General features: G+C 71.1%; 22 protein-coding genes. 11 read left to right on the top strand and 11 right to left on the bottom strand.

The window, feature by feature from the left end; genetic code table 11:
- Positions 1–98: 98 nt before the first annotated feature.
- From DXZ73_RS19695 to DXZ73_RS19685, 3 genes are read right to left on the bottom strand one after another with little or no spacing between them, the layout of a single operon-like run.
- On the bottom strand, positions 99–671 hold the full coding sequence (locus tag DXZ73_RS19695) for a Uma2 family endonuclease (RefSeq protein ID WP_116212294.1): 573 nt from the start codon (positions 669–671) through the stop codon (positions 99–101).
- A gap of 35 nt (positions 672–706) precedes the next feature.
- Entirely contained in the window at positions 707–943 is a 237-nt protein-coding gene (locus tag DXZ73_RS19690; protein ID WP_116212293.1) for a DUF397 domain-containing protein, read from the bottom strand.
- Positions 936–1,814, bottom strand: a complete 879-nt coding sequence (locus DXZ73_RS19685; RefSeq protein WP_116212292.1) for a helix-turn-helix domain-containing protein — start codon at positions 1,812–1,814, stop codon at positions 936–938. Before DXZ73_RS19685 ends, DXZ73_RS19690 begins: the two co-directional genes overlap by 8 nt.
- A gap of 276 nt (positions 1,815–2,090) precedes the next feature.
- Here DXZ73_RS19685 and DXZ73_RS19680 point away from each other — a divergent pair, with 276 nt between their 5' ends.
- From DXZ73_RS19680 to DXZ73_RS39520, 4 genes are all read left to right on the top strand, one after another.
- Entirely contained in the window at positions 2,091–2,672 is a 582-nt protein-coding gene (locus DXZ73_RS19680) for a DUF6415 family natural product biosynthesis protein (protein WP_116212291.1), read from the top strand.
- 104 nt (positions 2,673–2,776) lie between these two features.
- Positions 2,777–3,001 (top strand): hypothetical protein, encoded by a 225-nt coding sequence (locus DXZ73_RS19675; protein WP_116212290.1) that lies wholly within the window; start codon positions 2,777–2,779, stop codon positions 2,999–3,001.
- Between the two features lie 43 nt (positions 3,002–3,044).
- Positions 3,045–3,497 carry a DUF6879 family protein gene (locus tag DXZ73_RS19670; RefSeq protein WP_240351760.1) on the top strand — a complete coding sequence of 151 codons (453 nt, stop codon included), beginning with the start codon at positions 3,045–3,047 and terminating at the stop codon, positions 3,495–3,497.
- 7 nt (positions 3,498–3,504) lie between these two features.
- On the top strand, positions 3,505–3,657 hold the full coding sequence (locus DXZ73_RS39520) for a helix-turn-helix domain-containing protein (RefSeq protein ID WP_425315850.1): 153 nt from the start codon (positions 3,505–3,507) through the stop codon (positions 3,655–3,657).
- Positions 3,658–4,123: 466 nt separating this feature from the next.
- Here the strand turns inward: DXZ73_RS39520 and DXZ73_RS19660 are convergent, their stop codons facing one another.
- Together DXZ73_RS19660 and DXZ73_RS19650 are read right to left on the bottom strand one after the other, a co-directional pair.
- On the bottom strand, positions 4,124–4,933 hold the full coding sequence (locus DXZ73_RS19660; RefSeq protein WP_162890262.1) for a 2OG-Fe dioxygenase family protein: 810 nt from the start codon (positions 4,931–4,933) through the stop codon (positions 4,124–4,126).
- Positions 4,934–5,525: 592 nt separating this feature from the next.
- Positions 5,526–6,179 (bottom strand): MerR family transcriptional regulator, encoded by a 654-nt coding sequence (locus DXZ73_RS19650; protein WP_116212286.1) that lies wholly within the window; start codon positions 6,177–6,179, stop codon positions 5,526–5,528.
- Between the two features lie 82 nt (positions 6,180–6,261).
- Here DXZ73_RS19650 and DXZ73_RS19645 point away from each other — a divergent pair, with 82 nt between their 5' ends.
- Positions 6,262–6,744 (top strand): DUF4188 domain-containing protein, encoded by a 483-nt coding sequence (locus DXZ73_RS19645; protein WP_116212285.1) that lies wholly within the window; start codon positions 6,262–6,264, stop codon positions 6,742–6,744.
- Here the strand turns inward: DXZ73_RS19645 and DXZ73_RS19640 are convergent.
- The 3 genes from DXZ73_RS19640 to DXZ73_RS19630 all read right to left on the bottom strand — a co-directional run bounded on the left by DXZ73_RS19640 (position 6,741) and on the right by DXZ73_RS19630 (position 10,668).
- Entirely contained in the window at positions 6,741–8,315 is a 1,575-nt protein-coding gene (locus DXZ73_RS19640) for an alpha/beta hydrolase (RefSeq protein WP_116212284.1), read from the bottom strand. The genes DXZ73_RS19645 and DXZ73_RS19640 overlap by 4 nt on opposite strands.
- Before the next feature lie 458 nt (positions 8,316–8,773).
- On the bottom strand, positions 8,774–9,010 hold the full coding sequence (locus DXZ73_RS19635) for a hypothetical protein (RefSeq protein ID WP_162890261.1): 237 nt from the start codon (positions 9,008–9,010) through the stop codon (positions 8,774–8,776).
- Positions 9,011–9,171: 161 nt separating this feature from the next.
- A complete protein-coding gene (locus DXZ73_RS19630; RefSeq protein WP_116212282.1) occupies positions 9,172–10,668 on the bottom strand; it encodes a CehA/McbA family metallohydrolase in 1,497 nt (498 codons plus the stop codon).
- Positions 10,669–10,935: 267 nt separating this feature from the next.
- On the opposite strand from DXZ73_RS19630, the gene DXZ73_RS19625 reads away from it, so the two are divergent.
- The 4 genes from DXZ73_RS19625 to DXZ73_RS19610 all read left to right on the top strand — a co-directional run bounded on the left by DXZ73_RS19625 (position 10,936) and on the right by DXZ73_RS19610 (position 17,398).
- A complete protein-coding gene (locus DXZ73_RS19625; RefSeq protein WP_116212281.1) occupies positions 10,936–11,793 on the top strand; it encodes an LLM class F420-dependent oxidoreductase in 858 nt (285 codons plus the stop codon).
- A 399-nt stretch (positions 11,794–12,192) separates the two neighbouring features.
- A complete protein-coding gene (locus DXZ73_RS19620; protein WP_116212280.1) occupies positions 12,193–14,787 on the top strand; it encodes a bifunctional FO biosynthesis protein CofGH in 2,595 nt (864 codons plus the stop codon).
- Positions 14,788–15,208: 421 nt separating this feature from the next.
- Entirely contained in the window at positions 15,209–16,189 is a 981-nt protein-coding gene (locus DXZ73_RS19615; protein ID WP_240351417.1) for a hypothetical protein, read from the top strand.
- An 87-nt stretch (positions 16,190–16,276) separates the two neighbouring features.
- Positions 16,277–17,398: an ADP-ribosylglycohydrolase family protein gene (locus tag DXZ73_RS19610; protein WP_116212279.1), complete on the top strand. Its 1,122-nt coding sequence runs from the start codon at positions 16,277–16,279 to the stop codon at positions 17,396–17,398.
- Positions 17,399–17,505: 107 nt separating this feature from the next.
- Here the strand turns inward: DXZ73_RS19610 and DXZ73_RS19605 are convergent, their stop codons facing one another.
- The 3 genes from DXZ73_RS19605 to DXZ73_RS19590 form a co-directional block, all read right to left on the bottom strand.
- The gene (locus DXZ73_RS19605) at positions 17,506–17,703 is read right to left on the bottom strand and encodes a DUF397 domain-containing protein (protein ID WP_116212278.1); all 198 of its coding nucleotides are present in this window, start codon (positions 17,701–17,703) and stop codon (positions 17,506–17,508) included.
- A 198-nt stretch (positions 17,704–17,901) separates the two neighbouring features.
- Positions 17,902–18,762, bottom strand: coding sequence for a helix-turn-helix domain-containing protein (locus DXZ73_RS19600; RefSeq protein WP_116215718.1), 861 nt, complete (start codon positions 18,760–18,762; stop codon positions 17,902–17,904).
- Between the two features lie 416 nt (positions 18,763–19,178).
- Entirely contained in the window at positions 19,179–19,955 is a 777-nt protein-coding gene (locus tag DXZ73_RS19590) for a GOLPH3/VPS74 family protein (protein WP_116212276.1), read from the bottom strand.
- Positions 19,956–20,185: 230 nt separating this feature from the next.
- On the opposite strand from DXZ73_RS19590, the gene DXZ73_RS19585 reads away from it, so the two are divergent.
- Both DXZ73_RS19585 and DXZ73_RS19580 read left to right on the top strand, forming a co-directional pair.
- A complete protein-coding gene (locus DXZ73_RS19585) occupies positions 20,186–22,726 on the top strand; it encodes a D-alanyl-D-alanine carboxypeptidase (RefSeq protein ID WP_240351416.1) in 2,541 nt (846 codons plus the stop codon).
- Positions 22,727–22,928: 202 nt separating this feature from the next.
- Positions 22,929–24,800, top strand: a complete 1,872-nt coding sequence (locus tag DXZ73_RS19580; protein WP_116212275.1) for an MFS transporter — start codon at positions 22,929–22,931, stop codon at positions 24,798–24,800.
- Positions 24,801–25,151: the final 351 nt, after the last annotated feature.

The following is a 25,151-nucleotide window of genomic DNA, read 5'->3' as shown; positions in this document are numbered from 1 at the left end:
GGACCAACGGTAGTCGGCGGTCACACGCCTGAGGAGATGGAGAACGAGCCGGGGGCGAAGGCGGCGGTCCAACCTTTTCCGGCTGCCCTGCGGCCCGCTTACCGGGCGAGGCGGCCGAGATCGATATCGATCGCGAAGGGGACGGTAACCTCGATACGCCCTCGGTGGATTCCCGTGGCGACGTAGGACTGTGTCGTATCGTCCAACTCGTACGAGTGAACGACGGGAAGGCTGTTTTCTTCTTCGATGCGCCAGAAATGGCGGATACCGGCGCGGGCGTACTTGAATGGTTTGGTTTCCCGGTCGCGGGACCGCGACTCGTCGGACACGACCTCGACGATCAGCGCGACTTCTTCGGGAAGGAACCGGGTGCGGTTCGGGTCGTAGGAGACCGTCGCGGCGATGACGTCGGGTTCAGGACGGTTCTTGTTGTTCAGGCGTACGGTCATCTGTGCCTCGACGGTGTGCGCCTCGGGGGCCTGGTCCTCCAGAGCGGCAGTCAGCCGGCGGATGACACGGCCGTGCCAACTACGCTGTGGCGTGGTCCTGAGAACGAAGGCTCCATCAATGAGTTCGGTGTGGCGGGGGAGCTCAGGGATGTGGTCGAGATCGTCGGATTCCCATCCGCTGTCACGGGGCGGGTAGAACCATTCCGGCAGTGCGGCGGTCATGAGATCTTTCTTTTCCTGGCGGAGGTGCCTGTTCATCACGCCGGACGATGCTGGTCGGTCTGGATCTCGCGGATGAATGAGGCCCAGGCTGTGGTCGGTACGGTGAAGGTGGGGCCGTTGCTTTGCTTGGAGTCGCGGACCGCGACGCGTTGCGACCGTGGTGCAAGTCCCGCGACTTCGACGCAGTTCTGCCCGGCGTTGCTGTACGAGGACTTGACCCAGGAGCTCCCCGATGAGGCCGAAGGGATCAGGACGGGGTGTATGTCAGGCATCGTTGATCTCTCGCGATAGCTGCTGCAGGAAACGTGGGGTCTGCTCAGGAGGCAGCGCCGAGGCGCGAAGGGCGTTGAACTTCCGCGAGAACCGTCCGACCTCGCGTGGTTTGTCCGACATGGACATGGCTCCCCAAGGCACGTCGACCTGGACCGTCGGGGGCAGTGTCCCGCCCAGGTCGAGGATGGTGAAGTCGGTCGCAAACCGATACCCGATCTGGTCCGTTCGCAGGATCTGGACCGTCACGTTCTCAAGCTCCGAGAGGGCGGCGATCTCCGTGTACTGCTCGCGCATCACGTCCTGGTCCCCGGCGACGTGGCGTAGCGCCGCTTCTCCCAGGATCGCCCAGAGGGCCACGGGATCTTCCTGCCGGGTCAGCAGTTCCTTGCGCATCATGCGTAGGCGGACGCTCTGCTCGATGTACTCGCTCGTGAACTCGTCGTGCACCTTCTCCATTTCGAAGACGGCGGTGGCGTACCGCTCGGTCTGGAGCAGGCCGAGCACGAGTGTCGGGTGCCATGCCTTGATGGCGCGTGCGACCGACTCGACGCCGACGAACGTTCGTACCGTCGAATGAACCGTGCTCGCGAAAGCTGTCCACTCCTGGCTTCCTGACTCTCGGTGCAGCTGGATGAGCGCTTCGACGTGGCCCTCATCCGTCAGGTCGTACCGCTTGAGCAGGTTCCGCAGGTGCCCTGCCTGCTTGAGAGGAATGCTGCCGGTCTCGACACGTTGAAGCTGAGTCTCGCTGAACCCCAGACCCTTGACCGCCTGCTCAAGCGTCAGTCCCGCCTCGTTGCGCAACCGGCGCAGTTCGATGCCGAGTTCGATTCGCCGCGCTGTCGGCCCGATTCGTGCTCCCACCCTCATCGCCTTCCGTGGTCGCCGACTGCTGGACCGGTCATGGCGCCCTGTGTTCGTCTCGCGCACGCAGCTGTTCCCGTCGCTAGCGCCTCTGGCCTCGTCGTACGCGCTGTTGTTGCCCTCATGCACGCCCCTGTTGCCGCTGTGGCATTTGCCGTTTTGGAGGCTAGCGCGGATTCAACGCAGATTCGCTTGAATCCTAACTTCGCCATCCTGGAGGGTGGTTCATGCCGCCAGAGCGGCGACGGCACCCCCTCGTAGCGCTCTCGAAGGAGCCCCCCCATGCCCTACTTCCCGTACACCGGCTACACCGGCGGCGGACTCACCTACGTACGCCCACCCGCCCCGCTCGCCACCCAAGCGCCGATCGCCATCGAGGACGTCATCCGCGAAGCCACCGCCATGGACCGATGGCTGCCCGCCCCCAGTCGCGTCCGTGACCTGACCGGCCGGCTTCGCGAATTCATCGGGCAGGCGGCTCCCGCCCTGGAGAAAGCAGCCAGCCGGCGGGACGCGGACGACCCGGCCCGCCGCGACGCCCTCGCGGCAGCGAAAGAAGCTCGCTATCGCCTCGGGATCGGCCCCGGTAACGGCTACGCCTCCGCGATCACCTTCGCCAGGAGCCTCGGGCGCGCCGCGGAAGCACTGCTCCAGTGCCGACAGCAGCTGGAAAGGCCAGTCCCCGTCGCCGGAACATCCGGCTTCGCCGTCATCGTCGTCACCGACTCCGAAACCTGCGACGTATGCGTGGAGTTCGGGCGCGCCCGCCACGACGCGGAGCTGCGCTACGACTGGTCGGCAATGAAGCGCGCCGACGCGCTCCTGGGCGCGCATCGGCGCGACGTACACCGGACGGCTCGATAGGTCTTGATGGAGGCGCGCAAGTTCGCGCAAGTCGGTCGCGGGGCCGGGCAGCGCCGATGCAAGCTCGTCACGGACATCGCCACTCCACGCACAGGAGGCAGGGCATGACTCTGCACAAGCTGGGCAAGGACCCCGAGAGCCCGGAAGGCAAGTCGCCGACGGTGTACTACGACGACCGGACGGACAGCTACATCCTTCAGGGGTGGCGGGTGCTCGACGCGGAACGGCTCCGCCAGATGGACATTCCCGAGCATGAGACCGTGATCGAGTTCCCGAAGCGCATGATGCAGTTCTTCCCGGAGGTGAACGGTGGCAGCACCGACGCTTGAGGAACTCCTCTCCCGGTGCGAGCGATCCGCCGTCCACCTTGAAATGCGCGATGGCTATATGCGCGACGACCCCCTGTTCCTGGCCTGGCAGGCAGGGCGCCGGGACGACCCCGCGGACCGGGCATCGTGGTGGCGCCCCTGGCTGACCCTCATGCAGGAGACGACAGCGCGGGGCGTGGACGTGCGCCGGGCGCGGGTGATCAGCGAACCGGTATCGGACTATGTCCAGTTCGAGTACGACATCACGTTCGCCAACATCGCGTCCGGTGAACAGGTCCGCTGGTTGCCTCGCCGCCTGGCGACGGGAATTGCCCTGCCGGGCAATGATTTCTGGCTGCTGGACGACACCGTGTTGTCGGTGAATCACTTCGGTGGTGACGGGCAGTTCACCGCTGAGGAAGTGGTGACCGACTCCGCCACGGTCAAGCTCTGTGCTGAGGCGTTCGAGTCCGTGTGGGGCAGGGCTGTGCCCCACACGGAGTACCGGCCGGCCTGATCGCCCCATGTCCTCCTCATCCAGTGTCCGGCAAGCCCGGCAAGCCCTCGGCCAGCGCCTGCGCGAGATCCGGAAGGATTCCGGTCTGACCGCGCGGGCGCTGGCCGCGCTGGCGGGATGGCATGAGTCGAAGTGCTCCGCGACCAGGCAGAGGATTTGATCGCCACAGCCCGCAACATCGAAAGCCTGCGGCACTGTTCACGCCCTGGCGGTCGATGATCTCGCACCGCAGGGACGCCTACTTCGCTTTCGCCGGAGTGGTGGAGGCGGCCGGAGGATTCGTGTACGCACGGAACGTGACCGGCCCTGACGAGGCACCCGATTCCGAATGGGCGGCCGTCCGGTGACGCCGCCGAGCGCGGCCCGCCAGGCACTGTCCCGGGCGATCGCCGCACATGGGAAGAACGGTGCCCTTCTGATCAGCCGTGATCTCGGTGAAACCGCTGACGGCCCCGACCTGCCGCCAGGATCGCAGGCGTACGAACCGTGCCGATGCCCGCCGCACCGCACCGGCCGGGGGTGCCCCGACACCGCCGCACCCCGGGAGGATCTCCCCCGCGACTTCAGCAAGGAGATCAGTGCGGGCAAGAGAAACAACCCTGCCCCGAGCGCCGCGGCAACCCTGGTCAGATCTGGGTCACATACGGAGTGAAGTCGACGAGTACAACATCCCGTTCGCCCCTGCGCGGCCGGTCGCCCCTGCGCACCGGGCTGACGTAGTGGCTGACCCGTGGGTCGTGTATCGCGAAGGAGTCCAGCGGGTCCTCCAGGGTGAATTCGGCCTGGAGGAGACCCCTCGACACTTCCTCCGGTCGCAGACCGGCGCACCGCGGCGGCGCGATGACGTTCACTCCTCCGGTCACGTTGTCCCTGCTGATCAGGTGCACGAAGGTGAATGGTTCACCGTCCTGGTGCAGGACGTCCGGCGAGGGGACCGCCACGTCGCCCGGGTTGTCCACGGACAGTTTGATGAAATGGACGCCTACGCGCAGGGGGACATTGCCGAAGTGCTTCAGCCACAGGGTCCGGTCGGCGTCGAACAGGATGATCTTTCGCAGTAGCGGGTTCTCCCGGACGTGCGTGGCGATGTCGCCGAAGTGGCGCCGCATGCCGGCGTATTCGGGGTTGTGGTCGCCCTGGTAGTACTCCGAGGCCCGGCCGGTCCCCGGCCCGGGGTCGGCCGGTAGCCAGGTCAGGCTGCGCTCCCACGGGAGAAGTACGGCACTTCCGTACTGCCGGAACCTGTTGGCCGCCTCGTCATAGGGGTCGGCGGGCAGGTCGGCGAAGGACCGCCTGATCTCATCGAACAGTGAGGCGGTGTCCGGTGAGTCGGTACGGAACCCGTCGATCGCGCTCAGGACGTCTTGGCGGTGGTATCGCGCGAACCCCAACTCCGCCAGTCCCGGCCCGGAACTCCCGGGCAGCGTAGGGGACATGACCGAGCCGGTGCCATTGAGCCATCCGGAAGAATCGCGCATAACAGTTCTCTCCCGTCCAGTAAGGCACGAGGTGCGGGGGAATGCAGCGCCGGTACGGCGGCCTCGAAACGGCCGCGCGCCGCTCCTGTGGTCAGACACCCGTCGGCTTCCAGGGTAGATCGACGAGACTGATGCCGCACAGTGGGGGACATGCGCTGTGGGGCGCTACCGCTCCGGCCGCGCAATCCGTCCGGCGGGTCACGCACCCGGCCGTCGCGACTCCCTCGCGGCAGCGAAAGAAGCTCGCTGGGAGCACCCTCGGAACCTTGGGGCCTACGCTTGGCGCTGCACGCAACTCCCCGAGGAGTAAGGCCCATCAGATGCTCCCCGAGATCACAGAGCACACGTGCACCCGCTGCGGCCGGGCCGTCAAGGGAATCTTCGGGCGCTGGGCTTGCACGTCCTGCAAGACGAGCTCTCCCTACATCGAGCCGCCCGTCGAATACGCGGCGCAGCTCGACAACGGCCCGGCTCCCCGGAGAGATCCGATAAGGCACCACGTGTGCGGGGAGATCGGCTGCGTCTGCCCCCGGTTCGACGGGCAGCGGCGCTAGTCGGGCGGAATACGGCGCCCCTCGAACCGCCGGGCCGACTCCTGGATGTGGGCCAGCCTGCGGAGGCTGAGCAGTACCGGTTCGTGCAGCACGGTCAGTGCGACGGCTGCCTCGATCTGCCCGGCCGTCGTGGGCTGTTCCTCCACCGTGTCCAGGTCGGCGACGGCGAGCTCGGCGGCGAGGCGGCCGTACGGGAGCAGGTGCGCGGTGTCGCAGGGGTAGCCGAGGCGGACGAGCGCGGCGACGGAGGCGACGAGTGTGCCGAGGGAGGGGGAGGGCTCGTCGTGGATGCCGGGCCAGCCCAGTTGCTCCAGGAGCGCGTCCACCGAGCGGCGTGCGATCCCGGTCGCCTCGTCGTCCTCGGCGGGGTCCGGGGCGTGCGGCAGTGCCCGGGTGGCCGCGCCGAGCCGCATGTGGTGGTCCAGCGACGTGTCCTCCGCGGCGGCGATCACCTCCCGCGCGACGGCCACCGGCATCTTGCCGATCTGGATCAGCGCCCGCACCAGACGCAGCCGGCGCAGGTGCTCCTCGCCGTACGCGGCCTGGGTGGCGGTGACCCGGTGGCCGGGCTGGAGCAGCCCCTCCCGCAGGTAGTACTTGATCGTCGCGGTGGACACCCCGCTGCGCTCGCTCAGTTCGGCCAGTCGCATCCTCTTGCACCCTCCTTTGGATACTGGCACTATCCAAGCATGGATAGTGGCGCTATCCAATGAGTGGAGCGGGGGTTGCGGCATGGGTGCGGCACCGATAGCGGAGCGGGTCACGACGGCGGCCGAGGGGGACGTGGTGGTCTTCCTCATCGGGATACGGATCAACCGGTGGCGGTCGGTGCGCCATTGGCTGCCCACCCTTACGGCCATGCCGCGCATGCTCAAGGAGCTGGCGCGCGAGGAGGGCGGCGGGCTGCTGGGATACAGCCTGAACACGGGCGGGCCCCGCCGGTACATGGTCGTCCAGTACTGGGAGTCGCGCGAGAAGCTGCTCGCCTACGCGTCGGCCCCGGACCGGCGGCACCGCCCCGCCTGGGCGGCGTTCAACCGCCGCGCGCGGAGCGGCGCGGGGAGCGTCGGCATCTGGCACGAGACGTACATCGTGCCGGCGGGCTCGTACGAGGCGATCTACTCCGGCATGCCGCCGACCGGGCTCGGCGAAGCCCACGGAGTCGAGCCGGTCGGGCGGCGGGGTGAGCGGGCCGCGGATCGGCTCGCGGGCTAGCCGGCCTGCTTGGAGCAGGTCTGGTCGGCGGCGGGCAGCTTGCCCGTGGCCAGGTACTGGTTGACCTTGCCGTCGACGCAGGAGTTCCCGTAGAGGCCGTAGAGCGCGTGCCGGTTGGCGCCTTCGAGGGTGACCAGCTTGGAGCTCGGGAGCAGGCCGTGCAGGGCGACGGCGCCCTTGTGCGGGGTGCGCGGGTCGCCGGTGGCGGAGACGATCAGCGCCTTGGTGTCGTGCTTCACCTCGGTGGGCTCCTCGCGGGGGCGGTCCCAGAAGGCGCACGGGCCGATGTTGTCGGCCAGCGCGCCGACGCGCGGGTACGCGGCTCGGCTGCGCTCGATGTCGCGCCAGTAGACCTCGGGGTCGCGTGGGGCCGCCCTGTCCCCGCAGATGATCGCGGACTGCACGCTGCCGTGGTGCGACTGCTCGCCGGTCAGCCCGAGCCGCAGGATCGCGGCGAACTGCGGCGACAGCCGGGTCGGCTGCTGCCCTGCCGCGGCCTTGTTCAGCACGGAGACCTGCTCGGCGAGGGATGCCCGGGAGGCGTCGGTGTCGCTGTCGACACCGGCGAGCAGGACGAACGGGACCTGGGTGTCGTCCAGCCGGTAGGTCTCCGGCGCGGTGCCTACGGTCAGCGGGCCGCGCGCGGATGTCCTGATGATGCGATCGATGGTGGCGAGGACCTGCGCGCGGGTGCGGCCGAGGCCGTAGGTGTCGTCGCGGGCGGCGGCCCACGTGGCCCAGTCGGCTAGCGCCCGCTCGTTCTCGCCGACGGCCCCCCGGAGTAGCCGGGGACCGTACTCGCGCGGGTCGATGGCACCGTCCAGGACCACGCGGTCGGTGCGGCCGGGGAACATCTGGGTGTAGACGGTGCCCAGGTAGGTGCCGTACGAGTAGCCGAAGTAGGAGATCTTCTTCTCGCCGAGCGCGCCGCGGATGACGTCCATGTCGCGGGCCGTGTTGCGGGTGCTGACGTGGGGCAGCACGGAGGCGTTGGTGGCACGGCACTTGGCGGCCAGGTCCTTCTGGAGGGCGACCTGGCGCTCGAAGCTCGCCTGGCTGAGACCGGCCGAGAAGAGATTGGTGCCGACGGGCCAGCCGCAGTCCAGCGGGGTGCTGCGGCCGACGAAGCGCGGGTCGAAGCCGACGATGTCGTACCGCGGGCCGGTCTTCTTCATCCACGCGCGGAATTCCGGCGGGGAGTCGAGGGCGGTGCCGCCCGGACCGCCGTTGTTGAGCAGGATCGAGCCGATGCGGTGCCGGGTGTCGGTGGCCTTGAGCCGGGATATCGCGACCGTGATCGTACGGCCCTCGGGGGCGGCGTAGTCGAGCGGCACGGTGACGTCCGCGCACTGCACGCCGGCCTTGTCCAGATCGCGGCCCATGGTGTCGTCCGGGCCCTTGGCGCAACTGCCCCAGCCCGGGCGCTGATCGTGGTAGCGGTCGAGTCCGGCCCCGGATCCGGGCGCGGTGGGGGCCGCCGTGGCCGTGACGGTGGGGGCCGCGCCCAGACAGGCGGCGAGGGCGAGGGCCACGGCCGCACCGCGTCGCGTGACGGGGGTGGGTGTGATCACGAAGTCTCCTTGAGGCGCCGGGTGTTGCGGTCGGGGGTACGTGCCGTATGCGTCGCGTCCCGCGTATGTGTCACACCGTCAGACGCTAGACGGAGCGGCTTCCCCACTCACTACGGCTGTCCCCCCGCTCTCGATGGGGGCCACCCCCACCGGCGGCCCGTCACACCTGGGGTCAAAGGCACGGGGCCGCCCCTGACCGGGCTCGCGGCTGGAGAGTCCGGGCGGGGGCGGCGTGTGGGGTCCGGCGGTGTGGGAGATTCGCGTTCTCGTCGGTTCTTCACCATTCGGATGATCCGAGAAACGCGCGTCACTCGAAGGGGTAAGCGGATTCCTTCGATAGGGGACGCCGCGGCCGTATGGAGTGAAGTCGGCCGTCGCGACGGCCCGTTCGCCCGCACAGGGAAGGGCACGGCCGAAGCGTCCTCGGCCGTGCCCCGGGTCCCGCTTACGGCCGTGCCTCAGGTCTCCACGCAGCTCGCGGCCGCGGAGTGGAAGCGGGCGGCGGCGTCGAGGTTGCTCTCGCACAGGCGGGGCGCGCTGCTGAGGAGTTGGAGGCTCTCGCCCGAGAGCATCCCGGTCACCCCCTCGGTCCTGGCCGCGGAGCCGTCGTGGGCGAGCGCGGCACCGGCGCCCCCGAGCACCACTGCGGCAGCCAGGGCGCCTGCGGTGACAGTCCTACGGATACGAGCACGCATGAGACGTCTCTTTTCGTGAAGGGTGATCCAGCCGCGCACCCGACCGGGAAAGCGCATATCGGGCGTCGCGCCCCAATCTTCGGGGGTCGACGGTGCTCAAGCCCCCGCAACGCCCCGTAAGGGTCCCCCTCCTAGCCGCATCCGGCCCGCCGGACCCGCCCCTACTCCCGTCCCAGGAAAATCGGGTTCGTCATCGCCGCCATCGCCCCCGGAAGCCCCGACGCCCCGCCGTCCCCGGCCGGATGCCGGACCTCCGCCCGTACGTACGCCGCGTACGACGGCGTCGTCCGCCATTCCACGCGGCCGTCCGCCGGGACGGGGGTGCTGAACAACTGCCCCTGATCCGTCACGAACGACGCCGTGCAGCCCGTCACCCCCGCCACCTCCAGCCGCACCGTCACCTCCGTACCGCCGTCCACGCCCAGCCGTTCGCCGATGCCCGCGTGGGCCCCGCGGCCGCCCGTCGCCGTGAACGACAGCCGTACCGCCGAGGATTCCGCGATCCAGCTGCGCCCCGAGCGGATCGCCTCAAGCAGCGCGGGGCGGGACAGGTTGTCGGCGAGGACGACCGTCTGGGGGAGGCCCACGACCTGGGGTTCGCGGTGGGCGTCGCTGTTGCCCATCGCGGGCAGCCAGGGTCTTCCGTGGCGTACGGAGGCGACGAGCGTGTTGTCCCACTCCGCGATCGTGACCTCGTCGTCCGGGGTGAACGGGCCGTTCCACACCTCCACCGCGTCGGCGTCGGCGAACCCGAACTTCCAGCCGCAGCCGACGCACGTCGCGTGCGGATGGGCGGGGACGACCAGGCCGCCCGCGCGGTGGATCGCGCGCGAGAAGCGGCCGAAGGCGTTGTCGCGGGCGCGGTAGCGCCAGTCGACGAAGACGCCGGGGTCGGTGCCGAGGGCGACCACGTGGCCGTTGCGGGTGGTGACCTCCTCGCCGGTGAGGATCAGCAGGTCGTCACCCCACAGCCCCTCCCAGGCGCCGTGCGAGGACGTCGTGTTGTGCTCGGTCGTCGTGATCCAGTCCAGCCCGGCGGCGCGCGCCGCGGCGGCGATCTCGGCCGGGGTGCGCTTGCCGTCGGAATGGACGCTGTGCAGGTGGTTGTCGCCCCGGTACCAGGCCCGGCCCCGCCCCTTGGCGCGCTGCGGCGGGTGGACCGGCGCCGGCGTCCGCCCGGCCGGCCCGTAGCGCAGCGTCACCGTCACCTCGTACGCCAGGCCCTGCGGCGCGACCGTGTACGGACCCAGGACCACATGCCAGGTCCCGGCCCGCACGGGACCGGCGAGATAGCCCGGCGTGGCCCGCTCGGCGCCGATCGCGAACTCCGTGCGCGCCCCGCCCGACCAGCCCCGGAAACCGCGCCCGCCCAGCTCCGTGCCGCGCTCGTCGAAGACGCCGATGTCACAGGCGTTGCCCTGGGTGCCGGGCGGGACGGACGGCCGGTCGTACGCGTAGGACACCGCCAGCTCGCGGACCCCGTGCGGCACCTCCACGGGGAGGTACACATAGTCCGGCGCGCCCGTCGGCAGGCGGCCGGTGACCGTGCGGGACTCCTCGCCGTCGGTACGCGCGTCGGCGTGGGCGAACGTCACGCCGTCGAGCGTGAGCGCGCCCGCGGCTCCCGCGGTGATCTTCAGCAGTTCGCGTCGGTGCATCAGTGCCTCCGGCAATGAGGGAGGGCCGCCAGGGACACCGTTGTACGCCCGGGTGGCGCGCGGGGGAACGGGTGCGGGCGGGTGGATTGCGGGCCGCGTACGGTCCCGGGAGGGCCGTACGGGGAAGGCGGGATTACGACAGTCGCATGGCGGAACCGCCCGGTCGGTCCCCATGACGCCCGGTTGGGCATACGGTGACCACAGCCGGACCCCGGGGGTGACCCACGTCACCCCGCGCCAGCCACAGCCACGACGGAGGTGCCCCGGATGCGGATTGCCACCACGGTCTTTCTCACGGACGAGACGATCAGCCCCGTCCGGCTCGCGCGCGAGCTGGAACAGCGCGGCTTCGACGGTCTCTACCTCCCCGAGCACACGCACATCCCGGTCAGCCGCGACACGCCCGCGCCGATAGGGGGCCCGCTGCCGCGCGAGTACGGCCGCGCGCTCGACCCGATCGTGGCGCTCGGCCAGGCGGCCGCGGTCACCGAGCGGATCACCCTCGGCACGGGCGTGGCGCTGGTCGCCCAGCACGACCCGGTCCACCTCGCCAAGCAGGCCGCCACGCTCGACCACGTCAGCGGCGGCCGCTTCACCCTCGGCATCGGCTTCGGCTGGAACAAGGAGGAGGCCGCCGACCACGGCGTCCCCTGGGCGAAGCGGCGCGAGATCGTCCGTGACCGGATGGCGCTGATGCGGGCGCTGTGGACGGACGAACCGACGGCCTACGAGGGCGAGTTCGGCTCCGTCCGCGCGAGCTGGGCCCACCCCAAGCCGGTGCGCCCGCCGCGCGCCCGTAAGCACGCCGGCCCCCTGGCCGGCCCGCGGGTCCTCATCGGCGGCGCGGCCGGACCGAAGCTCTTCGCGCACATCGCCGAGTACGCGGACGGCTGGCTGCCCGTCGGCGGCAGCGGCCTGCGCGAGTCGATGCCGCAGCTGCGGGCGGCGTGGGAGGAGGCGGGGCGGCCCGGCGAGCCGGAGGTCGTGCCGTACGCGGTGCGGCCTTCCGCGGGGAAGCTCGCGCATTTCGCGGAGCTCGGGCTGAGGGAAGTGGTGGTGGGGCTGCCGTCGGCGGGCGAGGGGGAGGTGCTGCGGGCGCTGGACGCCCATGCGGACTTTTTGTGACGGGGGTGGGTGCGGCTTTCGTTGCCGCCTGCGGCGGGCCTTCCCCCACCCCGGACCCCCGGTCGGGTGCGGCCCGGCGGGCTTGCTTCCCCTACCCCGCCCCTTCCCGAAACGTGGGGCTCTGCCCCAGACCCCGGAGCACGCTTCGCGCGCTGTCCTCAATCGCCGGACGGGCTGAAATCAGCCCGTCCGGCGATTGAGGACGCGCCCGAAGGGCGCTCCCGCCGCAGGCGGCAATGGGCCGGCAGTCGGGGGTCCGGGGCGCGAGCCCCGGTTTCGGGAAGGGGCGGGGTGGGGGAAAGCCCGCCGCAGGCGCAAGAGACCCGCACTTTCACACCCCGGCCGGGTTACTGACGGTGCCCCAGAGCCGCTCGCGACCCCGTCGCATACGCTCGGGCCATGACTTCCAGTGCGTACCGACCCTCGCCGGCAGGACCGACCGCTAACGCGATGCGGCGAGCGCTCAAGCGCGCGCGTGACGGCGTGGCGTTGGACGTCAGCGAGGCCGCCGTGCTGCTGCAGGCGCGAGGCGCGGATCTCGACGACCTCTGCGCGTCGGCCGCGCGTGTCCGGGACGCCGGTCTCGAAGCCGCCGGGCGCCCCGGTGTCATCACGTACTCCAAGAGCGTCTTCATCCCCCTCACCCGCCTCTGCCGCGACAAGTGCCACTACTGCACCTTCGCCACCGTGCCGGGCAAGCTGCGCCGCGCGGGACACGGGATGTTCATGTCCCCGGACGAGGTGCTGGCCATCGCCCGGCGCGGCGCCGAACTCGGCTGCAAGGAAGCGCTGATCACCCTCGGCGACAAGCCCGAGGACCGCTGGCCGGAGGCCCGCGAGTGGCTGGAGGCGGAGGGCTACGACGACACCATCGCGTATGTGCGGGCCATGGCGATCCGCATCCTGGAGGAGACCGGGCTGCTGCCCCACCTCAACCCGGGCGTCATGACCTGGACGGACTTCCAGCGGCTCAAGCCGGTGTCCCCGTCGATGGGGATGATGCTGGAGACCACGGCCGAGCGGCTGTGGAGCGAGCCCGGCGGTCCGCACCACGGCTCGCCGGACAAGGAACCGGCCGTCCGCCTGCGGGCCCTGGAGGACGCGGGCCGCAGCTCCGTGCCCTTCACCAGCGGACTGCTGCTGGGCATCGGGGAGACGCCGGAGGAGCGCGCGGAGTCGCTGTTCGCGCTGCGCCGCGTCTCTCGCGCCTACCACGGCATCCAGGAACTCATCATGCAGAACTTCCGCGCCAAGCCGGACACGGCGATGCGCGGCATGCCGGACGCGGAGCTGGACGACCTGGTCGCCACCGTCGCCGTCGCCCGGCACATCATGGGACCGTCCGCCTGCCTCCAGGCGCCGCCCAACCTCGTGGACGACGAATATGCGCGGCTCATCGGCGCGGGCATCGACGACTGGGGCGGCGTCTCGCCGCTCACCCCGGACCACGTCAACCCCGAGCGCCCCTGGCCGCAGATCGAGGAGCTCGCGGAGAAGTCGGCGGCCGCGGGCTTCCGGCTGAAGGAACGTCTCGCCGTCTACCCCGAGTTCGTCAAGCGCGGCGAGCCCTGGCTGGACCCCCGGCTGCTGCCGCACGTCCGCGCCCTCGCCGACCCGGAGACGGGCCTGGCCCGCGAGGACGCCGTGGTGGAGGGCCACCCCTGGCAGGAGCCGGAGGACGTCTTCGTCTCCGCGGGCCGTACGGACCTGCACCGCACCATCGACGAGGAGGGCCGGACCGGCGACCGGCGCGAGGACTTCGACGAGGTGTACGGCGACTGGGAGGCGCTCCGCGAGGCCGCCGCACCCGGCATGGTCCCGTCCCGCATCGACGGCGACGTGCGCGCCGCGCTGTCGCAGGCCGCCGACGACCCGACCGGGCTCACCGACTCCGAGGCGCTCGCCCTGCTGCACGCCGACGGGCCCGCGCTCGACGCGCTGTGCCGCGTCGCGGACGACCTGCGCCGCGCGACGGTCGGCGACGACGTCACGTACATCGTCACGCGCAACATCAACTTCACCAACGTCTGCTACACCGGCTGCCGCTTCTGCGCCTTCGCCCAGCGCCGCACGGACGCCGACGCCTACACCCTGTCCCTGTCGCAGGTCGCCGACCGGGCCCAGCAGGCGTGGGACGTGGGCGCGGTCGAGGTCTGCATGCAGGGCGGCATCCACCCCGACCTGCCGGGCACGGCCTACTTCGACATCGCGCGGGCGGTGAAGGAGCGCGTCCCCGGCATGCACGTGCACGCCTTCTCGCCGATGGAGATCGTCAACGGCGCCACCCGCACCGGCATGTCGATCCGCGAGTGGCTGACCGCCGCGAAGGAGGCCGGGCTCGACACCATCCCCGGCACCGCCGCCGAGATCCTCGACGACGAGGTCCGCTGGGTCCTCACCAAGGGCAAGCTGCCCACCGCGACGTGGATCGAGGTGGTGAGGACGGCGCACGAGCTGGGCATCCGCTCCTCCTCCACGATGATGTACGGGCACGTGGACCAGCCCCGCCACTGGCTCGGCCACTTCCGCCAGCTCGTGCGCATACAGCAGGAGACGGGCGGCTTCACGGAGTTCGTGACCCTGCCCTTCATCCACACCAACGCCCCCGTCTACCTCGCGGGCATCGCCCGCCCCGGCCCGACCATGCGCGACAACCGCGCGGTCACGGCCATGGCGCGAGTGCTCCTGCATCCGCATATCACCAACATCCAGACGAGCTGGGTCAAGTTGGGCGCGGACGGGGCGGCGGAGATGCTGCGCTCCGGGGCGAACGACCTGGGGGGCACGCTGATGGAGGAGACCATCTCCCGCATGGCGGGCTCTTCTTACGGTTCGTACCGCTCTGTCCAGGATCTCGTCGCCATCGCGGAGGCGGCGGGGCGGCCTGCGCGGGCGCGGACGACGCTTTACGGGGAGGTGGCGGCGGAGCGGTTGGCTGCGGCGGAGGCTTCGGATGGTCATCTGCCGGAGTTGCTGCCGGTGCTCGAGGATTGACCGGGGTGGGGTGCGGCCCGGTTTGCGCCTGCGGCGGGGCTTGTTCCCCACCCCGCCCCTTCCCTCAGTGTCTGATGCTCGGCTCCGCCGAGGCTGGGGCTCCGCCCCGGACCCGTGCTCGGGTGCGGCCCGGTGGGCTTTGTTCCCCTACCCCGCCCCTTCCCGAAACCGGGGAGACCCCGGACCCCCAGCGCCCTGCGGGCGCGTCCTCAATCGCCGGACGGGCTGGAAAATCCAGCCCGTCCGGCGATTGAGGACAGCGCGCGAAGCGTGCTTCGGGGTCTGGGGCGAAGCCCCAGTTTCGGGAAGGGGCGGGGCGGGGAGAAAGCCCGCCGCAGGCGGCAACGCGCGCACGCCACGGTTGCCGTTTTGTTGAAGTGCGTCTACCTCGTCGCGACACTCCGCCACATAAAGTTCCCGCATGTCTTGGCCTCAGAACCCCCAGCAGCCGCACAACCCTCGCCCGTATCCGGAGGCCACGGCTGTCGATCAGCCCGCGGTGGTACCGCCGTCCGCCGCCCCCGACGTGCACTCGCAAGCGACCGTTTTCGCACAGCCCGTGGTGACCCCGCCACCCCCACCGGCTCCGCCGGCCCCCGCTCCGCAGGGCGGCAACAAGACGCTGTTCGCCGTCGTCGGCGGGGTCGTGGCGCTGGCCGTCATCGGTGGCGGAGCGTTCTTCCTGCTCAAGGACGACAAGAAGGACGACAAGAAGAGCGACCAGAGCGTCATCGCCCCCGATCCCGCGCGGAAGAAGGACGTGCTGCCCACCCCCGACAACAGCGCGGCGCCCGAGGGCACGCAGCCCGTGGTCGCCGGGTGGCAGACGCAGACCGCCAGGGAGTACCGCTTCCGGTACGACGTGCCGGGCAAGGATGCCAAATGGAACCTCCTGCCGCAGGACACGATGACGTCGTACGTCGACGAGGCGGGCAAGCCGCAGATCACGATGCGGGACGTGGCCCACTTCCGCGAGGGCGGCTGCTCCTCCGCCGCCAACCCCAACGCGTTCGGCGAGACGGGCAAGGGCCAGCTGGCCACGGTCGGCACCATGGGCGGCGACACGTCGCTGAGCATTCAGGAGAACGCCCGGAACTGGGCGGGCAACTGGGGCTTCTTCGCCTACGGCGGCAAGACGAACAAGCCGAAGATCGAGGTCTCCGAGGCCAGGCCGTGGAAGCACAACGGCATCGACGGCTGGACCGCCACGGCGAAGGTGACCGTGACCAACCGCCCGAGCCAGTGCGTTCCGGCCACGGCGATCGTCAAGAGCATCGTGGAGAAGCAGCCGGACGGGAAGTTCCACAGCTGGGTCGTCTACGCCGATCAGGGCGTTCCCGACGCGCTGCCGGAGACCGAGATCGACAAGATCATGGCAACGGTACGGCCGGTCAAGGGCTGAGAGCCCCACAGCGCGGGCAACTACAGTGCTGTGCCGTCGGACACCGAACATGATGCGAAACATGATGCGAAGCCAGGAGGCCAGGACGTGACCACGACCGCCGGTTCGACCCCCGCGCTGTGGAGCCGGGCGGAGCAGCAGGACTTCCGTGCCCGGGTGCGCGGCTGCCTGCTCGGCGGGGCGATCGGCGACGCGCTCGGCGCGGGGATCGAGTTCGACTCCCTCGCCGCGATCCGCGCTGCCCACGGTCCGGAGGGCGTCACCGACTACGTGCCCGCGTACGGGCGGCGCGGCGCGGTCACCGACGACACCCAGATGACGCTCTTCACCGTGGACGGGCTGATACGCGCCCACGTACGGCGGGACACCGGCGCCTGGCACCCGCCCACCGACGTCCACCGCGCCCACCTCCGCTGGGCCGCCACGCAGCGCGACTGGGGCCCCGACGAGCGCGAGCCGGACGCCGGCTGGCTGGCGCGCGAGGAGTGGCTCTACGCGCGGCGGGCGCCCGGCAACGCCTGTCTGTCCGGCCTCGCCGACACCACGATGGGCACCCTGGAGGCGCCCAAGAACCCCGGCTCCAAGGGGTGCGGGGCGGTGATGCGCTCCGCGCCGTTCGGGCTGCTGGTGGGCTGGGAGCCGGAGCTCGTCTTCCAGCTCGCCGCCGAGTGCGCCGCGCAGACGCACGGCCACCCCTCGGGCTATCTGGCGGCGGGCGCCTTCGCCGTCATCGTGCACGGCGCGGCACGCGGCGACGGCCTGGACGGCTCGGTCCAGCGGGCCCTGGCCGTCCTGGCGGCCCACCCCGGCCACGAGGAGACCAGCGGCGCCCTCCAGCAGGCGCTCGGCGCGGTGCGGCAGGGCATGCCGTCGCCGGAGCGGGTCGCCTCGCTCGGCGAGGGCTGGGTGGCGGAGGAGGCGCTGGCCATGGGCGTCTACTGCGCGCTGGTCGCCGAGGACGTACGGCACGGGCTGCTGCTCGCGGTCAACCACGGCGGGGACTCCGACTCCACGGGGTCGCTGTGCGGGAATCTGCTCGGTGCGCTGCACGGTGAGACGGCGCTGCCCGCGGGGTGGGTGGCCGAGCTCGAGGGCCGGGCGACGGTGCTCCAGCTCGCGGACGACTTCGCGATGGAGCTGACGCAGGGGGCGAGCTTGCACAGTCCCGGGGTGCCCGAGTCCGCCTGGCTCACCCGCTACCCGCGCTAGGAGGGAGCCGGGCGGGCCGGCTCCCGTGACCCCGGAGACGGCCGTGCCCTCCCGGCCGGAGTGGCGAGAGGGCACCGCACGGTGGAGCTGGGTTGTGGCCGGGTGGATCAGACGTCGGCGTCGGTAACGGTCGTCACGAACGCGGACCACGCGGCCGGGGTGAAGCTGAGCGCCGCGCGCTGCGGCTCCTTGGAGTCGCGAACCGCGATGGTCCGGGGGAGGGGGGAGGCGACCTCCACGCAGTCGCCGTTGGCCAGCGAGTACGAAGACTTACGCCACGTGGTGTTTCCCTGCTGGATCGCCATGATTGCTCCATGCCTTGGTGAGTTGCTGTCGATATCGCCTTGGCGGGAAGGCCGGTTGTCGTGCCGGACTTCCCAGGCGCCACCGACGGTACGCGCCAACATCAGCTGATGATTGGCCCATTCACTCGACCGGATGGCATATCCCGGAACGCTTCCCCAACTCGCCATTGCGCGTGTACCGTGCGGCCCTTTCGTAAATCAGTCGGTCGCCCACTCCTCGCCGACCCGCTCGATGAACTGCCGTGAGTGTTCGGCATTGAGTGCCTGCATACGCAAATGCTCATACATCACGCTGTACGTCTGGACATCATTCGGCTTCTCCAGATACAGGTCGCTGGTGATCCCCTCCAGATAGACGGTGCTGGCGTCCTGCGGGTCGTTGAATTCGAGGATGCAGAACTTGCCGTACATCCCCGGGTGCGCGCCCACGTCGTACGGCAGCACCTGCACGGTGATGTGCGGCTCCATGCTGAACTCGACCAGTTTGCACATCTGTTCCTGCATGATGGCGCGGTTGCCCACGATCCGGCGCAGCGCGGACTCGTCGATGACGGCCCACAGGCGCAGCGGGTTGTCGGGGTCGGTGATGCGTTCCTGCCGTCGCATCCGCACCTGCACGCGGCGCTCGATGTCGGCCGCGGTCGCCTCCGGCCACGACCCCTCGGTCACGGCGCTGGCGTAGTTGGGGGTCTGCAACAGGCCCGGCACCAGCGACGCCTCGTACACCCGCAGCGAGGCGGCGTCGGTCTCCAGGCCGATGTAGACGCTGTAGGGAATGTCGCCGAAGGCGTGCCACCAGCCTTGCTGGCGCGACTCCTTCGCCATCTGCATCAGCGAATCGACGATGCGGTGGTCCTCGACCCCGTACACCCCGCACAGATCGCGGACGTCGCGCTGGCTGATGCTCCGTCGGCCGTTCTCCAGCCTGCTGATCTTCGACTGCGAGACCAGTAGCCGTTCGGCCACTTCCTCGGCCGTCATGCCCTTGAGTTCGCGGAGCTTGCGCAGCTCCTGCCCCAAGCGGCGTCGCCTAACGGTGGGATTGACACTGGACGCCACGGGACGCACCTCCGGCTCCGTCATGCTCTGTCTCCTGACCTCGCAGCCTGCCACCACTGGCCGGGGCGGCGCTGGAAAATGCCGACACAGAGTCCACCGGCGGTGACGCGCGGCAAGGGCTGTGACATGCGGCGGGGCGGCGAGTCGGAGATGCGCGCGCGGGGCGGCGGACCGGCCGCCATCCCGGGCGACGGGCCCACCACCCCGCGCGGTTCCGCGGCTCCCGAACCGGGCCGGAGGACTGCGGTGCGGTCGGTGGAGCTGATGGAGCTGAGGGTGTGTCAAGTGCGCCGAGGCCGTACCCCGGTTCGTGCCGAGGGTGTCACCGGGGCCGCCGGCGGTACCGGCCGCGGCATCGCCGCGATGCCGGACGCCCGGCGGCTTTGACGATTCACCGGCTGGGGGACCGGTTCGGCTCAGGAGACGCCCGCACGGGCCATCACGGCCGCTCCGTGCGCCACCTGCTGGGCGGAGACCCCGGAGGGCTCCACCGCGGCCCGGACGGACGTCGTACGACGCCCGGAGCCATTGCCACTGCCGGCCGTGGCCGGCTGTCGCCGCGGCTGCGCCGCGACGCCGTTCTGCACGTCCATGACGGCGTGGGCCACGAGCCCGCCCATCGGGTCGTGCCTGATCAGATCCCGGAGCCTGGAGCGGGACGACCGCCCCTCGTTACCGGGGTAGAGATGCTTGCCGAGACCCACCGCGTGGGCCAGCGCGGCCAGGGCCGCGGTCCGCGGGTCCGGCGGGACGCCGGTGCGGATCGCGCTGTCCAGCCGGGCCCTGATCTCCCGGCTGATGGCCGTGTCCGTCGCCTGATAGCGGGTCGTCGGCAGTACCCCGCACATCTGGCCCGCCACGGCATGCACCATGCCGCACCGCTCCAGGTGCGTGAGATACGTCTGGCGCAGCCCCAGCCGGGGCCCGCCGATCCAGTGGACGGCGCGGACCGGGCTGCCACGGCGACGCAGCAGCTCCAGCGCGGAGTCCAGTGTCGGATCTCCTGTGGGCCGTGGCATCACCACGGCGATACGATCCCCGTCTGGGGCTATCCGTCCGGCCAGGGCCAGCTCGACGAGCTGTGCCCCGGCGAGACCGAGGTCGAGCGACTGCGGCTGCGCCGTGGTTCCCGTGGCCGGGTCCAAGGCGAGCAGCAGAAGCTCCTCCGGAATTGTTCTGCGGCTCCTGCCCATCCATGCCTCCCCGCGTGGATGAGTGACAGGGTGACCCCTCTCACATTGGTCTGTCGAGAGTGCGTGGTGGCTTCGGGTGGGAACCGGTAGGTATGTCGTCTCGTCTAGCACGTCGGTGAGGCCAGTCGAAGCCCTTTGACGGTGCGGTTGCGCGGTGGCGTGGCGGCGACGAAGGACACTGGTAAGCGTTGTGAAGGTCCGGCGGCGGGGCGCTTGTCCCGTGACGGCGTATGGCGTGGGAATTCGAGGAGGCATCGGTGGCGGGCGAGTCCCCCGACAAGTCGGAGCAGCGGAAGTCGTCGGGGGAGACGACTGGCGGCGAGCGCGACCCGCGGCTGGGGGTTTTCCGGGAATCGGAAACCTCCGCCGCGGCTGACGCGCGGCCTTCGAAGCCCGCGGAATCCCCCGTGCGCACGGATATCGACGAGAAGCCGCCCGTTTCACCGGGCGAGGACGCGGGCAAGGCGGCCGTGCGCGGCGGTGACGCGCGCCTGAAGGCGGCCGTCGCGGCGTGGGTGGCCGACGCGGCGTCCGACGACGACGCGGACGCTGTCGCGGGTGCCGCCGAGGGTGCGGGTGCGAAGCCCGCGGGCTCGGCCGCGGCCGGGTCCGCTGCCGCGGAGGCCCCCGGGGGCGGTGCCGACAGTTCCGGCGACGCCGGCACGAAGTCCGCTGCCGCGGACGGCGGCGCGGGCTCGAAGGCCGACGGCGGTGCCGCGGTGTCCGGCGGACCCGCGAAGCCCGCCGCCGACCGGGCCACGGCCGTGTTCGGCGCGGTGCGCCCCAAGGCGGAGGACGGCGCGAAGGAGGGGGACGCGGCGAAGCCCGCGCCCGCCAACGGTTCCGGCGCCGCGAAGCCCGCCGCCGACCGGGCCACGGCCGTGTTCGGCGCGGTGCGTCCGAAGGCCGACGGCGACAAGGCGGCCAACGGTTCCGGCAGCGGTTCCGCCAATGGCTCCGGCGACGGCGCCGGGAAGCCCTCCTGGGTCCGGGCGACCGACGGTGCCGAGAGCCCGAGGGCCGACGGCGAGGCCAAGGGTTCCGGCGATGCCGCCGCGAACGGTGACAAGCCCGCCGCCGACCGTGCCACCGCCGTCTTCAAGGCCGTACGGCCCAAGGCCGACGGTGAGCCGAAGGCGGGCGCCGACCAGGCCACCGCCGTCTTCGGCATGGTGAAGCCGCCCGCAGAGGCCCCCGCCAAGGCCGGCTCCGACGATCAGCCGACCGCGCTGATCAAGGCCCCCGAGGCGCCCGCGAAGCGCCCGGCCGAGTCCGATTCCGAGCGGACCAGCCAGTTCGTGCCGCTGAAGTCCCTGGACGGTGCCGCCGCGAAGCCCGGCGCCAAGCCGGCCATACCCGTCACGGTCGCCCCGCCCGCCGACCCGCCGAAGGCGGCCCCCAAGGCGGCGGCGCCCAAGCCCGGGCCCGAGCCCAAGGCCGAGCGGCCCGAGCCGGAGGCGCCGCAGCAGCCCGCCGCGCCGCTCGACCTGCTCGCCCAGCTGACGAACACGCCGCCGCCCCCGCCGACCCCGGTCCGCAGCACCCTGCGCCGGGTGAAGATCTACACGCCGATCGTGGCGCTGCTGGCGATCGTCTTCTGCGTGGTGCAGGCGTTCCGCCCGCTGCCCGCCCCGAAGCTCATGACCGCCGCGGACAAGGCCACGTACACCTTCCAGGGCGAGAAGTTCGCCATGCCGTGGCCCGACCAGGGCCAGGCCGCGGCCAAGATCGCGGGGGTCGGCAGCCTGGGCACGTACGGCGAGGAGAAGCCCACGCCGACCGCGAGCGTCGCCAAGGTGATGACCGCCTACGTGATCCTCAAGAACCACCCGCTCAAGAAGGGCGAGAAGGGTCCCGACATCACGGTCGACGCGCAGGCGGAGCAGGACTCCCACGCCAAGGACGAGTCGCTGGTGACCCTCAAGCAGGGCGAGAAGGTCTCGGAGTACGACCTGCTCCAGATGCTGCTCATCCCCTCCGGCAACAACGCCGCCCGCCTGCTGGGCCGCTGGGACGCCCAGTCCAAGGAGGCGTTCGTCGCGAAGATGAACGAGGCGGCGAAGTCGCTGGGCATGGGCAACACGACCTACACCGACCCCAGCGGCCTGGACGAGACGACCAAGAGCACGGCCGTCGACCAGCTGAAGCTGGCCGAGGAGGTCATGAAGGACGACGTCTTCCGCGAGATCGTGGCCAAGCCCAACACCAACGTCGCCGGTGGCCAGCACCTCAACAACAACAACGACGAGCTGCTGCTCAAGCCGGGCGGCCTCGGCATCAAGACGGGCTCCAGCTCCCCGGCCGGCGGCACCCTGATGTGGGCCGCCAAGCGGACCATCGACGGCAAGGAGCAGCTGATCCTCGGCGTCACGATGGACCAGCACTTCAAGGGCGGTCCCGACGTCAACGCCGAGATGAGCCTGAAGCTGGTCAAGAAGGTCAGCTACAAGATGATCCAGGACGTGCAGTCCGCGCTGACCTCGGCGAAGCTGGTCGGCAAGGGCGACGTCGTCGGCTACGTCGACGACGGCCTGGGCGGGAAGACCCCGGTCGTCGCCACCCGCGACCTCAAGGGCGTCGGCTGGCCCGGCATGACGGCGAAGCTCACCGTCGGCAAGGGCGCCAAGCCCGTGCCGCACGCCGCGAAGGCGGGCACCGAGGTCGGCGAGCTGACCGTCGGCGAGGGCGCGAGCGCCCAGAAGGTGCCGGTGGCCCTGCAGAAGGACCTGGCGGAGCCCGCCTTCGGGGCGAAGCTGACCCGCCTCGGCTAGACCGCCCGGCGGGCCGGACGCGCGGCTCCTGGTCTGTACGAGTACGTACGGGCCGGGAGCCGTTTCTCGGTGAAGGCCGCACCGGCCCGGCGTGCTAGCGTCGCGAGGGTTTGAGCACGGCCGGAACGCCGTGCCGCTACCCGTGGCAACCGGGACAGCGTGAAGATGGGGGAAGACCTCGGGGGAGACGGGGAGAGCAGCAGTGACCACCGTGGGGCCGACGCGCGCCGGGAAACCGGAGGAGCCGTCCGGCAAGAAGGCCGAGGACACCCCCTCCCGGATACGGGTACCGGCGCGCCCGCCGAACGACGGCCGCGAGAGCGCGCGCGCACGCCTGCTGCGCGCCGCCCGCACCCTCGCCGGGCGGCCGGTGCTGACCACGCTCCTCGTGGCCGCGCTGCTGCACGTGCTGTGGGTGCTGGTGTTCGCGAACAGCGGCGGGGACCTGGCCGCCCAGGACGCCTGGGCGGAGTTCGCGCTCCAGCACCCGTCCTCGGCGTACAACCTCTCCTGGTACGGCGGCATGCACCCCGTCTCGTACAGCGCGATCTCGCCGTACCTGATGGCCCAGCTCGGCGTCCGGCCCACCATGATGATCGCGGGCACGGTGTCCGCCGGGCTGATCGCCCTGCTGCTGGTGCGCAGTCGCGTCGTGCGGCGGCCCCTGTGGCCCGCCCTCTACGGCGCCGTCGCGCTGACCTGCAACGCGATCTCCGGGCGGGTGACGTTCGGGCTCGGCATGATGTTCGGGCTGGCCGCCGTGGCCGCGATCTTCGCGTGGCCCACGCGGTGGCGCACCGAGGGCAGGTACAAGTGGGGGCGCGCCGCGCTCGCCGGGGCGGCGGCCGCGCTGGCCACCGCGTCGAGCCCGGTCGCCGGCCTCTACGTGGGCATCGTGGCGGCCGCGCTGTGGCTGGGCAGGCGCCGCCCGGCGGCCTACGCGCTGGGGCTGCCCCCGGTCGCGGTGGTCGCCCTGTCGGCGTGGCTGTTCCCCTTCTCCGGCCAGCAGCCGATGTTCTTCCCCTCGGCGATCCTGCCGCTGCTCAGCGGGATCTTCGGGGTGGTCTTCGTCCCCAGGGAATGGCGCACCGTCCGCATCGTGTCGGGGCTCTACATACTCGGCGTGCTGCTGGTCTGGCTGATCCCGTCGCAGATCGGCACGAACATCGCCCGGCTCGGCATGGTCTTCGGCGGGATCGTCCTCGTCGCCGCCCTGACGGAGCGGAAGGTCCCGCCGCGCTCGGAGCTGCTGCGCTCGGCCCGGAACTGGACCGCGCTCGTCCTCGCCGTGCTCACCTGCACGATCTGGCAGGCCGCCAACGCGATCGGCGACATCCTGCACACCACGCCCGCCGCCTCCTGGGCGCGGGAGCTCGCCCCCCTCGTCGACCGGCTCCAGAAGCTGGACGCCGACAAGGGCCGCGTCGAGGTCGTCCCCGCCCGCAGCCACCGCGAGGCGTCGGCCCTCGCCCCGTACGTCAACCTGGCCCGCGGCTGGAACCGGCAGGCGGACCGCGAGCGCAACCCGCTCTTCTACGAGCCCGACCTGCTCAACCCCTCCAGCTACCGCGCCTGGCTGGACCGATGGGCCGTGCACTTCGTGGTGCTGCCCACCGGCGAGCCCGACGATGCCGCCAAGGCCGAGGCCAAGCTCGTCGTCAAGGGCCAGCCGTACCTGCGCGAGGTGTGGAACGACGACAACTGGCGGGTCTACGAGGTCGAGGCGCCGACCCCGCTCGCCGACCCGCCGGCCGTCGTGGACCGCGTCGAGGCCAACGAGGTCACGATCACCGTGAAGTCCGCGGGCCCGGTGCTCATCCGGATCCCGTACTCCCCCTGGCTGAGCGTCGTCGGCAAGGACGGCAAGGCGGTCCAGCCGCCGAAGCCGGGCCCGGACGGGGAGCCGGCCGTCAATGTGAACGGCTGCCTGATGAAGCAGGTGCAGGAGCCGCGGGGTGTGCAGCCGGAGGACGACTGGACGATGCTCTACGCTCCGCGGGCCGGCACGTATCGGATCGCTTCCCCGTACAAGCTGCCGCGCGGCACGGGCTGTCCGGCGGAAATGGCGCGCTGATTCTTTGACCGCGGGTCGGGCGGCGCCTGCGGCGGGCTTCTTCCCCAGCCCCGCCCCTTCCCGAAACTGGGGCTCCGCCCCAGACCCCGAAGCACGCTTCGCGCGCTGTCCTCAATCGCCGGACGGGCTGATTCAGCCCGTCCGGCGATTGAGGACGCGCCCGCAGGGCGCTGGGGGTCCGGGGGTCTCCCCCGGTTTCGGGAAGGGGCGGGGCTGGGGAAACAAACCCACCGGCCCGCACCCGAGCACGGGTCCGGGGCGGAGCCCCGGCCTCGGCGGAGCCGAGCATCAGACTGGGGGCACCTCCCAGCGGTAGCTGGGGGAGGGAAGGGGCGGGGTGGGGAAAGCCCC

The organism is Streptoverticillium olivoreticuli subsp. olivoreticuli, from assembly GCF_003391135.1.
Lineage (GTDB): Bacteria > Actinomycetota > Actinomycetes > Streptomycetales > Streptomycetaceae > Streptomyces > Streptomyces blastmyceticus.
Note: the sequence above shows the minus strand (reverse complement) of the source record. Positions and strands in the feature narration are given on the sequence as shown.

What these genes read in the sequence shown, in the direction of transcription:
- DXZ73_RS19690 (WP_116212293.1), bottom strand. Translation starts at nt 943, where the DNA reads ATGCCTGACATACACCCCGTCCTGATCCCTTCGGCCTCATCGGGGAGC.
- DXZ73_RS19615 (WP_240351417.1), top strand. Translation starts at nt 15,209, where the DNA reads ATGTCTTGGCCTCAGAACCCCCAGCAGCCGCACAACCCTCGCCCGTAT.
- DXZ73_RS19675 (WP_116212290.1), top strand. Translation starts at nt 2,777, where the DNA reads ATGACTCTGCACAAGCTGGGCAAGGACCCCGAGAGCCCGGAAGGCAAG.
- DXZ73_RS19650 (WP_116212286.1), bottom strand. Translation starts at nt 6,179, where the DNA reads ATGCGACTGGCCGAACTGAGCGAGCGCAGCGGGGTGTCCACCGCGACG.
- DXZ73_RS19695 (WP_116212294.1), bottom strand. Translation starts at nt 671, where the DNA reads ATGACCGCCGCACTGCCGGAATGGTTCTACCCGCCCCGTGACAGCGGA.
- DXZ73_RS39520 (WP_425315850.1), top strand. Translation starts at nt 3,505, where the DNA reads ATGTCCTCCTCATCCAGTGTCCGGCAAGCCCGGCAAGCCCTCGGCCAG.
- DXZ73_RS19680 (WP_116212291.1), top strand. Translation starts at nt 2,091, where the DNA reads ATGCCCTACTTCCCGTACACCGGCTACACCGGCGGCGGACTCACCTAC.
- DXZ73_RS19660 (WP_162890262.1), bottom strand. Translation starts at nt 4,933, where the DNA reads ATGTCCCCTACGCTGCCCGGGAGTTCCGGGCCGGGACTGGCGGAGTTG.
- DXZ73_RS19585 (WP_240351416.1), top strand. Translation starts at nt 20,186, where the DNA reads ATGGCGTGGGAATTCGAGGAGGCATCGGTGGCGGGCGAGTCCCCCGAC.
- DXZ73_RS19670 (WP_240351760.1), top strand. Translation starts at nt 3,045, where the DNA reads ATGCGCGATGGCTATATGCGCGACGACCCCCTGTTCCTGGCCTGGCAG.
- DXZ73_RS19620 (WP_116212280.1), top strand. Translation starts at nt 12,193, where the DNA reads ATGACTTCCAGTGCGTACCGACCCTCGCCGGCAGGACCGACCGCTAAC.
- DXZ73_RS19645 (WP_116212285.1), top strand. Translation starts at nt 6,262, where the DNA reads ATGGGTGCGGCACCGATAGCGGAGCGGGTCACGACGGCGGCCGAGGGG.
- DXZ73_RS19590 (WP_116212276.1), bottom strand. Translation starts at nt 19,955, where the DNA reads ATGGGCAGGAGCCGCAGAACAATTCCGGAGGAGCTTCTGCTGCTCGCC.
- DXZ73_RS19625 (WP_116212281.1), top strand. Translation starts at nt 10,936, where the DNA reads ATGCGGATTGCCACCACGGTCTTTCTCACGGACGAGACGATCAGCCCC.
- DXZ73_RS19605 (WP_116212278.1), bottom strand. Translation starts at nt 17,703, where the DNA reads ATGGCGATCCAGCAGGGAAACACCACGTGGCGTAAGTCTTCGTACTCG.
- DXZ73_RS19630 (WP_116212282.1), bottom strand. Translation starts at nt 10,668, where the DNA reads ATGCACCGACGCGAACTGCTGAAGATCACCGCGGGAGCCGCGGGCGCG.
- DXZ73_RS19635 (WP_162890261.1), bottom strand. Translation starts at nt 9,010, where the DNA reads ATGCGTGCTCGTATCCGTAGGACTGTCACCGCAGGCGCCCTGGCTGCC.
- DXZ73_RS19685 (WP_116212292.1), bottom strand. Translation starts at nt 1,814, where the DNA reads ATGAGGGTGGGAGCACGAATCGGGCCGACAGCGCGGCGAATCGAACTC.